This window comes from Microbacterium wangchenii (assembly GCF_004564355.1).
GTDB lineage: Bacteria > Actinomycetota > Actinomycetes > Actinomycetales > Microbacteriaceae > Microbacterium > Microbacterium wangchenii.
In genome coordinates, this window is the sequence record NZ_CP038266.1 from 1913961 (window position 1) to 1925829 (window position 11869).

Genomic DNA, 11869 nt, shown 5'->3' on the forward strand with positions numbered 1-11869 from the left:
GTGACCGCAACCACCACGCCCGCCCGTCGCACCGGGACCGGCCGCCACTCCCTGGCCCGGTTCCTGGCGCGGCGGGCGGGCACCTCCGTTCTGCTCCTTCTGGGGGTCGTCCTCGTGACGTTCCTGCTCACCGTGATGGTCCCCGGCGACCCGGTGCGCGCGGCGCTGGGCGAGGGCGCGTCGTCCAATCCGGCCACCGTCGCGGCGTACGAGGAGAAGTTCGGGCTGAACAAGTCCGTCCCCGAGCGCTTCGTCGTCTATCTCGGCAACATGCTCAGCGGTGACCTGGGCACCTCCATCACGACCGGTCGTCCCGTCGCCGACGACCTGGCCAAGGCGGTTCCCGCCACCGGTGAAGTGGCGTTCTACGCGATCATCCTGAGCCTCGCCGTCGCCGTCGTGCTCGGCACGCTCGCGGCCTACCGTCGCGGCAAGGCGACCGACCAGGTCGTGCGCGTCGTGTCGCTCGTGGGCCTGAGCATCCCGACGTTCTGGATGGCGATCCTGGCGTACAACTTCTTCTTCCTCGAGCTCGGTTGGGTGCGGGGGTCGGGCCGGCTGTCGCCGACGATCACGCCGCCCCCGCGCATCACGGGGTTCTACACGGTCGACTTCCTCCTCAACGGCGACTCCGTCGGCTTCTTCGACGCCGTCAGCCATCTCGCGCTGCCCGTGTTCGTGCTGAGCCTGTTCACGATCGCGCTGCTGACCCGCTTCATCCGCACCTCGGTGCTCGAGGTGCTCGATGCCGACTACGCCCGCGCCGCCCGCGCCAAGGGGCTGACGGGCCCCCGCGTCGTGTTCGCGTACGTCCTGCGCGGAGCGGCACTTCCCATCCTGACCATGGTGGGGATCGCCTTCGGCACACTGCTGTCGGGCACGGTCCTCGTCGAGGCGGTCTTCGCCTGGCCGGGTCTGGGGACCTACGCGTACAACGCGGCGAAGGGCTTGGATCTGCTGGCCGTGACCGGCGTCGGCCTGATCATCGGCATCATCTATCTCGTCATCAACTTCGTGATCGACGTCCTCTACGGGCTCCTCGATCCCCGGGTGAGGCTGTCATGAACCTGATCCTGCCCGCGCGTGCGGCGCGCCCACGCCGGCGCCTGCCCGCCGCATGGCGCACTCCGCTCGCGATCATCGGCGTCGTCATCGCCGCCGCCTGGATCGTCGTCGCCGTGCTCGCGCCGTGGATCGCACCGTACGGCCCGTTGGCGCAGGACCTCCCCCGCCTCATGCCACCCAGCGCCGAGTCGATCATGGGCACGGATGCGAACGGCCGCGACGTCTTCTCCCGCCTCATCACCGGCGCCCGCACGACGATCCCGCTCGCGCTCATCCTCGTGGTGTGCGCTCTGCTCATCGGCACGATCATCGGCGCCGTCGCGGGGTACATCGGCGGCTGGGTCGACGAGGTGCTCATGCGCATCACCGACATGGTCATGGCCTTCCCGACCGTGATCCTGGCGATGGTCATCGCCGCCTCCCTCGGTCCCTCGATCATGAACGCCGTGATCGCCGGCATCGTCGTCGCGTGGCCGCAGTACGCGCGCATCACCCGGTCTCTCGTGCTGAGTCTGCGCACGCAGAACTACGTCGTCGCCGGCCGTCTCCTCGGCTACTCGCCCCTGCGGTCGCTGCGCGTGGACATCCTGCCCAATGTCGCCGGCCCCGTCCTCGTGCTCGCCGCCCTCGACATCGGCACCGCGATCCTGCTGCTGTCGGGCCTGTCCTTCCTCGGATTGGGCGCACAGCCGCCCGCCCCCGAGTGGGGTGCGATGATCTCCGCGGCGATGCAGCACATCGACGCGTGGTGGCTCGGGGTCTTCCCGGGGCTGGCGATCCTCACCGTCGTGATGGCGTTCAACTTCATCGGCGATTCGCTGCGCGACGCGCTGGACCCTCTGGCGGCGACCTCGCGTCCGGCCCAGAACACCGTGCCGGATGGCGCGGACCTCGCGGAGTCCGCTCCGAAGGAGGCGTCGCGATGAACGCCCTGACGATCAGCGACCTGCGTGTCGAGCTGGGTCCGCGCGGTGCCCGCACCGAGGTGGTGTGCGGCATCGATCTGACCCTGCGTCCCGGCGCGATCCAGGGACTGGCCGGCGAGTCGGGCTCGGGCAAGAGCATGACGGCGATGGCCGTCCTCGGGCTCCTGCCGGCCGGCGGAACGGTCAGCGGGTCCATCCGGCTGAGCGACGAGGAACTCGTCGGAATGCCCCGGCGCCGGTATCGCAGCATCCGCGGCGGCCGGATCGGCATGGTGTTCCAAGATCCGTCCGCGAGCCTGCATCCGCAGCTGACCGTCGGGGCCCAGCTCACCGACGTCATGCGCACGCACCTGCGACTCTCCCGCAGCGACGCGCGGGCCCGTGCCGTGCACCTGCTCGAACGGGTGCGCGTGCCCCAGCCCGAGGCGGCGCTGAAGAAATTCCCGCACCAGTTCTCCGGCGGCCAACGGCAGCGCGTCGCGATCGCGATCGCGCTCGCCTGCGATCCGGAGGTCCTCCTGGCCGATGAACCCACGACGGCGCTGGACGTCACCGTGCAGGCCGGGGTGCTCCACCTGCTGCGCGACCTCGCGGTCGAACGGAACCTCGCGGTCCTGCTGGTGACACACGACCTGGGTGTCATGAGCGCGGTGGCCGATGATGTCGCCGTCATGCGTCACGGACGCATCGTGGAGTCGGGGACGCGGGCGCAGGTGTTCACCGCGCCGGCGCACGAGTACACGCGCCAGCTGCTGGCGGCGATGCCCGACGCGCAGGAGTCGCTGGTGGAGACGCCGGCCATGGGAGAGGACGAGTGATGAGCACACCGATCCTTCAGGTGGACGGCCTCGTCGTCGAGTACGGCGGGCGGGCCGCGGTGCGCGCCGTCGACGGTGTGTCGCTGCACATCGCCCCGGGAGAAGTCCTCGCCCTCGTCGGTGAGAGCGGCTGCGGGAAGTCGTCCACGGCGCGCGCCGTCATCGGCATGGAACGGGCCCACGCGGGGACGATCGCCTACCACGGCGCTTCCGTCAAGCCGCTGGGGCTGCGCACACGCCCGCGGGCGTTGACGGCGATGCAGATGGTGTTCCAGGACCCCAACTCGTCCCTGAACCCCCGCGTCCGCGTCGCGCAGCAGATCGCCGACGGCACCCGCGCGGCGCGGAGCCGAGGCGTGTCGTCGCCGCGACCCGAGGAGTGGCTCGAAGCCGTCGGCCTCCCCGCATCCTTCGCCGGCCGATTCCCCCACCAGCTGTCCGGCGGTCAGCGACAGCGTGTGGCCATCGCGCGGGCCCTGGCCGCGCGGCCCGACCTCATCGTCGCCGACGAGCCGATCTCGGCATTGGACGCCTCCGCGCAGGCAGCCGTGGCGGGCATGATGCGCGAGCTGTGTCTGGACTCGGGGTCGGGGATGCTGTTCATCTCGCACGACCTGTCGGTGGTGCGCCTTATGGCCGACCGGGTCGCCGTCATGTACCGCGGCCGCATCGTGGAATCCGGACCCACACCGCTGGTGTGGGCGAATCCCCTGCACCCGTACACGCGCGACCTGCTCGCGGCCATTCCGCACCCCGACGGCACGGGGACGCTGCCGTCCGCGCCCGCCGCCGAAGCGCCGGAGGCGTGGTCGGAGGACATCCCGGTAGCCCGGGACCGGGCGGCGTAGCAGTCACCGGAAGATCCGCCATCCCGGATGATGTCGGAGCACGCCGCACGGGGCCTGTTAGTGTGCACCGATGGGGTGGGGCCGCGCGTACTTCGCTGTGCAGGCGACGGCGGGCGCTGCGTGGTGGATCACGGTGTTCCTCTCCTCCGACGTCCGCACCGCGACGCTCGGTGAACTCGACCCCGTGGTCGGTCGTCGCGCTGTGGGACGTGCCCCTCTTCGTCGTCATGTCGGCGCTTGCCGCGTTCGGCGGACGCATCGCTGCCGTCGTCGCCACCGCGTGGACCACGCTGGTCGCGACCGCCCTGGCGGGCTACGCGACGGTGACGACTCTGGCCGGAGCAGGAGCGGTGCTGATGATCGCCTCCGCTGCGGGCTCCGTCGTGGCACTGTTCCTCTTGTGGACCGGACGCGTGCCCACGGAGCGGCTGCTGATCGGTCCCCTCCGGTTCCGCACGGCGAACCCCGCTGCCACGCGCTTCCGGCACGTGCGCGCCACCGCCGTGCAGGTCGCGATCTTCTGGGGTGTGCTGCTCGGCGTCGTCCCGCTCGTGATCAGCGCTTTCGAGCAGCGCTGGCAGCTCTCGGCGCGGTTCCCGCTCTCCGTCGGCGTCGCCGGGTGCGTCGTCTTCGCGCTCGCGATCGCGCTGGGGATCTGGGCGGCGGTGGTGATGTCCACGCGCGGCGCCGGCACGCCGCTGCCCTCGGATACGGCGACGCGCTTCGTCGTCGGCGGCCCCTACCGGTTCGTGCGCAACCCCATGGCGCTGGCGGGCATCGCGCAGGGCGCCGCTGTGGAGTTGATGGTGTCGTCGTGGCTCGTCGTGATCTACGCCGTCTGCGGATCGCTCGTGTGGAACTTCATCGTGCGTCCTCACGAGGAGCGCGACCTCGAAGCGCGGTTCGGCGACGCGTTCCGCCGGTACCGCGAGCAGGTGCGCTGCTGGTGGCCTCGGCTGCGACCGATCCCCGCCTCCGTCACAGCCGGTGTCCCCCAGCCGGTCCGCTGACGGAGAGCGTCCCGCCGCGCGGCCCGCGCAGTCCCTCTGCACATACGGCCGTCCGCGTCAACCGCGTACGCCGACCGGCCCAGCGGGGTCACCCTTCACCATGGCAACCGAGATCCACTACGGCGGTCGCGCCTATCCCCTGGCCGATCCGACGGTCTCGGCGACCACCGTTGTCCGTGAGATCGCGCGGCGCCTGCAGGGCGATCCGGCAGACCGCCCGTACCAATTCGCCTCCTCGGAGGGGATCGTGACGATCTTCCTGGCCCCGGGAGTCGCGGTGGCCGTGAACGAGATTCCAGAAGTGGTTCCGGCGGGCCGTTCGGCACCGCCGCCCCCTCACGTGTGACGCAGTGTCCGCACCGCCCCGTCGAGCTCGGGGTGACGGAACGGGAAACCGGCGTCTGTGAGCCGTGCCGGCAGCACCCAGCGGCTCTTCAGCACGAGCTCGGGTTCGGTGCGCAGCGCCCACATCGCCGGCTCCAGCATCCACCGGTACGCGGGAAGCCCCACCGGCATGCCGACGGCACGCCGCAGCGTCCGCATGAGCGTGCGGTTGTCGACCGGATGCGGTGCGGCGAGGTTGACGGGGCCGCTGAGATCGTCCCGCTCGATGAGGAAATGCGTCGCCGCCAGCACATCCTCGAGGTGGATCCAGCTGAACCTCTGGCGCCCGCGGGTGCGGTGCCACGCCGAGCGGCCGTCGCCGGAGGGTCGCGGCCCGATGCCGCGGTAGCGGCGGTGCGGAAGCCACCATCCGTCGATCTGCGGCCCGCCGAGACCGACGCGCGCCAGGCGCAGCAGCATCCGTGTCGCCGGTCCGTCGCCGATCACGATCGCCATCCGCAGCGCCACGCGGCGCGTGTCCGGCAGGTCGCCGCTGAAGAACTCCCGCTCCCACGCTCGCGCCACATCGACCGAGAAGCCGGTGCCGAGCTCCCCCGCCTCCTCGGTGTGGGGACGGTCCATCGCATGCCGGTAGATCGTGGCGGTCGAGGCGTTCAGCCACACGCGCGGGGGCCGGACCGCAGCGCCGACGGCTACGTGGAGCTGCCGGGTCGTCTCGACACGCGACCGCAGGATCTCCCGCCGGTTCGCGTCGGTGTAGCGGCAGTTCACCGACTTCCCGGCGAGGTTCACCAGCACATCGGAGCCCTCGATGAGGGCCGCGATGCCCGCCGCGTCACCCCACACCGCGTCGCCGGTGCGGCCGATCGTCCGCACCTCGTAGCCACGCTCCCGCAGCGACTCCGCCAACGCGGTGCCCACGAAGCCGCTCGCCCCTGCCACCGCGGCGCGAGGCTTCGCCCCTCCCCCACTCACCCGTAGAAGAGCTTCTCGAAGACCCGCCGGGCGCGACGGGTGGTGGCGAGGTAGTCCTCCTCGACGCGCGTGGCCGAGCGCGGGGGGTACTCCAGGATGCGGCCGATCCCGTCGAGCTTCGCCCGGTCGGTGGGCAGGACGTCGCTCGTCTGCCATGACAGCAGCGTCGCCGCCGATCGCAGCCGGCTCGCCAGACGCCAGGCCGCCACGAGCCGTTCCGCCTCCGTGTCGCCCACGAGACCGGCCGCCCGGGCGGCCTCGAGGGCCGCGAGGGTCGAGGTCGTCCGCATCCCGGGGACGGCGTGGGCGTGCTGGAGCTGCAGGATCTGCACGAGCCATTCCACGTCGCTGAGCGAACCCGGCCCCAGCTTCAGGTGCCGCGCGGGGTCGGCGCCCTGAGGCAGCCGCTCGTTCTCGACCCGCGCCTTGATGCGTTTGATCTCCCGCAGACCGTGCGGATCCGCCGCCTCGGGGTAGCGGACCTCGTCGGCCAGCTTCATGAAGGCATCGATCAGTTTGACGCTGCCGGCCACCCCGCGAGCACGCAGAAGCGCCTGCGCCTCCCACGACAGCGACCAGCGCCGGTAATACTCGGCGTACGCGTCCAGCGACCGGGCGATGGGACCGTTGCGCCCCTCGGGTCGAAGGCCCGCGTCCAGCTCCAGCGGCAGCCGGTGGTCCTCGGAGTATTGCCGCAGCGCGCTCACCAGTTGCAGCGCGAGCTGATGCGCACGCTGCGGGTCGACCCCGTTGGGGCGGTAGACGTAGATGACGTCGGCGTCCGAGCCGAAACCCAGTTCACCGCCGCCGAAGCGGCCCATCGCGATGACGGAGAAATCCAGAGGCTCGTCCTCGGGAGGCACGATCTCGCGCCGCACCGCGCGGAGGGCGGCCTGGATCGTCGCCTCCGTGATGGTCGTGAGCGCACCGGCGAGCTCGTCGATCGTGAGCACCCCCAGTACGGCGGCCATGGCGGTGCGCAGCATCTCTCGCCGCCGCAGCGTGCGCACCGACCGCATCGCATCCTCCACCGAGGTATGCCGGGTCTGGATGGCGCGGGCCTCCTCCTGAAGTGCGACCCCGCTGCGCGGCCGCAGCAGGTCGTCGTCGTCGAGCCACGCCGCCGACTCGGGGATCCACTCCATCAGCTCGCCCACGTAGCGCGACCCCGACAGCAGCCGGGTGAGGCTTTCGGCGGCACCCGACGAGTCCCGCAGCATCCGCAGGAACCAGGGGGTGTCGCCCAGGCGCTCGCTGATGCGCCGGAAGGCGAGGAGCCCGTAGTCCGGGTCCACCCCGTCGGCGAACCAGCGGATCATGATGGGCATGAGGTGACGCTGGATGGTGGCCTTGCGGCTGAGTCCCGTCGTGAGGGCTGCGATGTGCCGGAGCGCCCCGGCGGGATCGCGGAAGCCGATCGCCGCGAGACGATCGTGCGCCTGCTCGGGTGACAGCGACCGCTCCTCCTCCGCCAGCCCGGCGACGGCGCTCAGCAGCGGGCGGTAGAACAGCCGCACGTGGATGTCGCGCACCTCGCGCTTGATGGCCTCCCACCGCTCCTGCACACCGGCGCCGGTGTCGGCCAGGCCCGTCGCCCGCGCCAGCGACCGCAACTCTTCCGGGCGGGTCGGCATGAGGTGGGTGCGTCGCAGCGCACGCAGCTGCAGGCGATGCTCGATGAGGCGCAGCATCCGGTAATCGCGCGCGAACGCGCCCGCGTCGGAACGGCCGATGTACCCCTCGGCCACGAGCGCGTCCAGCGCCTCGAGGGTGCCGCGTTGTCGGATGCGCTCGTCGGTGAGCCCGTGCACGAGCTGCAGCAGCTGCACGGTGAACTCGACGTCGCGGATGCCGCCGGGGCCGAGCTTGACCTGCCGCGGCACTTCATCGGCGGGGATGTTGTCGGTGACCCGCTCGCGCATGCGCTGCACACTGTCGACGAAGTTCTCCCGCCCGGCGCTGGTCCACACCTTCGGCTGCACGGCGTCGACGTACGCGTCGCCCAGCACCCCGTCGCCGGCAAGGGGCCGCGCTTTCAGCAGCGCCTGGAACTCCCAGCTCTGGGCCCACCTGTCGTAGTACGAGAGGTGGGAGGCGAGCGAACGCACGAGCGCGCCCTGCTTTCCCTCCGGTCGGAGGTTCGCGTCAACCTCCCACAGCGCCGGCTCGATCTCGGGGCCGGAGATCCCTCTCATCGTCTGCACCGCCAGGCGCGTGGCGATGTCGATCGCACGCGCCTCGGTCACGATGTCTTCGTCGGCGGTCCCCCCGACGAAGATGACGTCGACATCGCTGACATAGTTCAGCTCCCGGGCGCCCGCCTTGCCCATGCCGACGATCGCGAGCCGGGTGGCAGCCACCTGCTCGCGCGGGAACAGGGTGGAGGTACCACCCGATCCCGACACGCGCGCCCTCGCGACGGCGAGGGATGCCTCCAGCGCCGCGCCCGCGGCATCCGCCAGACGCGCCGACACCCGATCGACGACGTCGGCCGGATCGGGCTGGGCAAGGTCGAACGCGGCGATGCGCGCGAGCACGCGCCGGTACGCCACCCGCAGCGCCACCCACGCGTCCTCGCCTCCGGATGCGGCGAACCCCTCGCGCTCCCCCACGGCTTCCGCCAGCTCGCGGCGCAGGGAGGCGTCATCGGGCAGGAGGTATCCGGCACCGCGCAGCCGGGCGAGCTCATCCGGGTGGCGCAGAAAGAACCCCGCGAATCCGCTCGATGCCCCCACCAGGCGCCACAGCGCGGCCCACCCCAGCACATCGGCGGCCAGGGCCGTCACGGCTTCGGGGTCCCGGCGCGCGATCCGCACCACCGCGCCGAGACCGTCGTCGGGGTCGGATCCCAGCGAGGCCGCGTCGGCGAGGTTCTCCCGCGACAGGCCGGTCGCCGAGGCCAGTTCCGTCAGCAGCTCGTCGGCCTCGCCCAGGCGCGTGAAACCGCGGCGCGCGAGCGCCGTGAGCGCGGTGGTGCGTTCGCGCGACGTCATCGGCGGGATGGGGTCAGAGCATCTCGAGGTTGCTGTGCAACTCGAACGGCGTCACCTGGGAGCGGTACTGCTGCCATTCGCGACGCTTGTTCAGCAGCACGTAGTTGAACACCTGCTCGCCGAGCGTCTCGGCGACGAGCTCCGACTCCTCCATGTAGCTCAACGCGTGGTCGAGGCTCTGCGGCAGCGGGGCGTAGCCGAGCGCCCGGCGCTCCGCGTCGCTGAGCGACCACACGTTGTCCTCGGCCTCGGCGGGTAGCTCGTACTCCTCCTGAATACCCTTCAGGCCCGCCGACAGCATGAGCGCGTACGCGAGGTAGGGGTTCGCCGCCGAATCCAGCGCCCGGTACTCCACGCGTGAGGACTGACCCTTGTTCGGCTTGTACAGCGGCACCCGCACGAGCGCGGAACGGTTGTTGTGGCCCCAGCAGATGAAGCTGGGGGCCTCGTCGCCACCCCACAGCCGCTTGTAGGAGTTGACGAACTGGTTCGTCACGGCCGAGATCTCGTTCGCGTGGCGGAGGAGCCCCGCGATGAACTGACGGCCGACGCGGGAGAGCTGGTACTGCGCGCCCTCCTCGTAGAACGCGTTCATGTCGCCCTCGAACAGCGACATGTGGGTGTGCATGCCGCTACCGGGCTGACCGCTGATCGGCTTCGGCATGAACGTCGCGTACACGCCCTGCTCGATCGCGACCTCCTTGATCACCGTGCGGAAGGTCATGATGTTGTCGGCCGTCGTGAGCGCGTCGGCGTAGCGCAGGTCGATCTCGTTCTGCCCCGGCCCGCCCTCGTGGTGGCTGTACTCCACCGAGATGCCGAGGTCTTCCAGCATCCGCACGGAGCGGCGACGGAAGTCGTGCGCCGTGCCACCGGGGACGTTGTCGAAGTACCCGGCGGAGTCCACCGGCACGGGGCGCCCATCCGGCCCGAGGGCCGAGGACTTCAGCAGGTAGAACTCGATCTCGGGGTGGGTGTAGAACGTGAACCCGGCGTCGGCGGCCTTGGCCAGTGTGCGCTTGAGCACGTGGCGGGGATCGGCGACGGCAGGAGCGCCGTCGGGCGTCGTGATGTCGCAGAACATCCGGGCCGTCGGGTCGATCTCGCCGCGCCACGGCAGGATCTGGAACGTCGTGGGATCGGGATGGGCGAGCAGATCCGACTCGTACGACCGGGTCAGGCCCTCGATGGCCGACCCGTCGAACCCGAGCCCCTCGCCGAAGGCCCCCTCCACTTCCGCCGGCGCGATCGCGACGGATTTGAGCGTGCCGATGACGTCCGTGAACCACAGGCGCACGAACTTCACGCCGCGCTCCTCGATCGTGCGCAGTACGAAGTCCCGCTGCTTGTCCATACTTCCCCTTCGTTCCCGGTTCAGTCCCGGGAGCCTTTCGCGCCCCAGTTGTCCTCGCGCGCCTCGTCCTCGGCCCATGCGCGCGAACGCTCCTTCAGCAGTTCGGGTGCGCGGGCAGCCTCTTCAGCCGTGTCGAACGGTCCTGCCCGGTCGATCGCCGGGGACGCGTACCCGCGCTCGACTTCGCCGGTGGAGAGGTTGTACCAGTACTTCTCGTCTTCGGTGCTCACCTTGACTCCCTGCGTTCGCGTGCGCCCCGGATCGGTCCGGGCACCTGGGTCGATCCTACTGACCCGCGCCTGCTGCCTGGATAGGCTGGGCCCATGGCAACGAAGGCGACTCGTGCGGTCGGAGTGGACATCGGCGGAACGGGCATCAAGGCGGGCATCGTCGACCTCGAGGCCGGTGAGCTTCTCAGCGACCGGATGAAGGTCCCGACCCCGCGCGGGGCGGAGCCCGACGATGTCCTCACCGCCGTGCGCACGGTCCTCGACCGCCTCGAGGTCGCCGACGACCACGATGTCGCCCTGGGTGTGGCGTTCCCGGCCATCGTGAAGAACGGCCGCACGCTGTCGGCCGCCAACGTGTCGGAGAAGTGGATCGGGTTCGAGGCAGAGAAGTTCTTCGAAGACGGCCTGGGCCGCGACATCCACTTCGCCAACGACGCCGACGTCGCCGGCATCGCCGAGGTCCGCTACGGTGCCGCGAAAGGCGTCGACGGGCTCGTGCTGCTGACGACCCTGGGCACCGGCATCGGGTCGGCGATGATCTACGACGGCGTACTCATCCCCAACAGCGAGCTCGGCCACCTGCAGCGGGCCAACCACAAGCGCGACGCCGAGGGGTACGCCGCGTACTCCGCGATGGAACGAGAGAGCCTCTCGTGGGAGCAGTGGGCGCAGCGCCTGCAGTGGTACTACGACTACGTGGAGTTCCTCTTCAGCCCCGACCTGTTCATCGTCGGCGGCGGTGTGTCCAAGCATGCGTCGGAGTTCCTGCACCTGCTCGATCTGAAGACGCCCATCGTCCCCGCCGTGCACCGCAACAACGCCGGCATCATCGGCGCCGCCGCGCTCGGCCTTGCCGTGCCGGAGGCCGTCCCGGCGGTCACCGAATAACGAGAGGGCGAATGGGCCGGCCTGTACGCCGGGTTCTGTCCGGGAGCCGAAGCTCCGTGGACGGTCATCTCTCTCGGCGACACGTTGCCGTGCCGCTCCAGCGGTCTACCCGGGGACTCGGCGGGCCGCGTCACCATCCCCTGTCTGACCTTGCTCCGGGCGAGGTTTGCCGTGCGGATCGTGTCACCACGATCCCGGTGGTCTCTTACACCACCCTTTCACCCTTACCGCGTCCCTCGCGGGATGCGGCGGTCTGCTCTCTGTGGCACTGTCTCGCGGATCGCTCCGGGTGGGTGTTACCCACCGCCCTGCCCTGTGGAGCCCGGACGTTCCTCGGCGCGATGCGGCGAACCGCACGCGACGCGACCGTCCAGCCGACCCATTCGCACCCCGAGTTTAGCCGTCGGCGCTCTGACC

Annotated in this window: 11 protein-coding genes and 1 other RNA gene; 7 read left to right on the forward strand and 5 right to left on the reverse strand. The window is 70.7% G+C overall.

Annotation, left to right across the window (positions count from 1 at the left end; translation table 11 throughout):
• The 6 genes from E4K62_RS09160 (at position 1) to E4K62_RS09185 (ending at position 5013) form a co-directional block, all read left to right on the forward strand.
• A complete protein-coding gene (locus tag E4K62_RS09160) occupies positions 1-1065 on the forward strand; it encodes an ABC transporter permease (protein WP_240742879.1) in 1065 nt (354 codons plus the stop codon).
• A complete protein-coding gene (locus E4K62_RS09165) occupies positions 1062-1991 on the forward strand; it encodes an ABC transporter permease (protein ID WP_135066535.1) in 930 nt (309 codons plus the stop codon). The genes E4K62_RS09160 and E4K62_RS09165 overlap by 4 nt, the downstream gene beginning before the upstream one ends.
• A complete protein-coding gene (locus E4K62_RS09170) occupies positions 1988-2809 on the forward strand; it encodes an ABC transporter ATP-binding protein (RefSeq protein ID WP_135066538.1) in 822 nt (273 codons plus the stop codon). Before E4K62_RS09165 ends, E4K62_RS09170 begins: the two co-directional genes overlap by 4 nt.
• Positions 2809-3657, forward strand: a complete 849-nt coding sequence (locus E4K62_RS09175; protein WP_135066541.1) for an ABC transporter ATP-binding protein — start codon at positions 2809-2811, stop codon at positions 3655-3657. Before E4K62_RS09170 ends, E4K62_RS09175 begins: the two co-directional genes overlap by 1 nt.
• Positions 3658-3827: 170 nt before the next feature.
• A complete protein-coding gene (locus tag E4K62_RS09180) occupies positions 3828-4667 on the forward strand; it encodes a methyltransferase family protein (RefSeq protein WP_308195121.1) in 840 nt (279 codons plus the stop codon).
• A gap of 100 nt (positions 4668-4767) precedes the next feature.
• On the forward strand, positions 4768-5013 hold the full coding sequence (locus E4K62_RS09185) for a hypothetical protein (RefSeq protein ID WP_135066544.1): 246 nt from the start codon (positions 4768-4770) through the stop codon (positions 5011-5013).
• Here E4K62_RS09185 and E4K62_RS09190 read toward each other — a convergent pair.
• Genes E4K62_RS09190 through E4K62_RS09205 form a run of 4 tightly spaced genes read right to left on the reverse strand, consistent with a single transcriptional unit; the run spans position 5004 to position 10564 of the window.
• Positions 5004-5954 carry an epimerase gene (locus E4K62_RS09190; protein WP_240742643.1) on the reverse strand — a complete coding sequence of 317 codons (951 nt, stop codon included), beginning with the start codon at positions 5952-5954 and terminating at the stop codon, positions 5004-5006. The genes E4K62_RS09185 and E4K62_RS09190 overlap by 10 nt on opposite strands.
• A gap of 29 nt (positions 5955-5983) precedes the next feature.
• Positions 5984-8980, reverse strand: coding sequence for a bifunctional [glutamine synthetase] adenylyltransferase/[glutamine synthetase]-adenylyl-L-tyrosine phosphorylase (locus E4K62_RS09195; RefSeq protein ID WP_135066550.1), 2997 nt, complete (start codon positions 8978-8980; stop codon positions 5984-5986).
• 13 nt (positions 8981-8993) lie between these two features.
• A complete protein-coding gene (locus E4K62_RS09200; RefSeq protein ID WP_135066553.1) occupies positions 8994-10334 on the reverse strand; it encodes a glutamine synthetase family protein in 1341 nt (446 codons plus the stop codon).
• A gap of 20 nt (positions 10335-10354) precedes the next feature.
• Positions 10355-10564, reverse strand: coding sequence for an SPOR domain-containing protein (locus E4K62_RS09205; protein ID WP_135066556.1), 210 nt, complete (start codon positions 10562-10564; stop codon positions 10355-10357).
• Between the two features lie 93 nt (positions 10565-10657).
• Here E4K62_RS09205 and ppgK point away from each other — a divergent pair, with 93 nt between their 5' ends.
• Entirely contained in the window at positions 10658-11452 is a 795-nt protein-coding gene (gene ppgK, locus E4K62_RS09210; protein WP_135066559.1) for a polyphosphate--glucose phosphotransferase, read from the forward strand.
• Positions 11453-11460: 8 nt separating this feature from the next.
• Here the strand turns inward: ppgK and rnpB are convergent.
• Positions 11461-11834: RNase P RNA component class A (gene rnpB, locus E4K62_RS09215), an RNA gene on the reverse strand.
• Positions 11835-11869: the final 35 nt, after the last annotated feature.

Excerpts from the sequence above, each read along its gene's own strand:
- ppgK (WP_135066559.1), top strand. The coding sequence starts at position 10,658 with ATGGCAACGAAGGCGACTCGTGCGGTCGGAGTGGACATCGGCGGAACG.
- E4K62_RS09185 (WP_135066544.1), top strand. The coding sequence starts at position 4,768 with ATGGCAACCGAGATCCACTACGGCGGTCGCGCCTATCCCCTGGCCGAT.
- E4K62_RS09195 (WP_135066550.1), bottom strand. The coding sequence starts at position 8,980 with ATGACGTCGCGCGAACGCACCACCGCGCTCACGGCGCTCGCGCGCCGC.
- E4K62_RS09200 (WP_135066553.1), bottom strand. The coding sequence starts at position 10,334 with ATGGACAAGCAGCGGGACTTCGTACTGCGCACGATCGAGGAGCGCGGC.
- E4K62_RS09175 (WP_135066541.1), top strand. The coding sequence starts at position 2,809 with ATGAGCACACCGATCCTTCAGGTGGACGGCCTCGTCGTCGAGTACGGC.
- E4K62_RS09165 (WP_135066535.1), top strand. The coding sequence starts at position 1,062 with ATGAACCTGATCCTGCCCGCGCGTGCGGCGCGCCCACGCCGGCGCCTG.
- E4K62_RS09170 (WP_135066538.1), top strand. The coding sequence starts at position 1,988 with ATGAACGCCCTGACGATCAGCGACCTGCGTGTCGAGCTGGGTCCGCGC.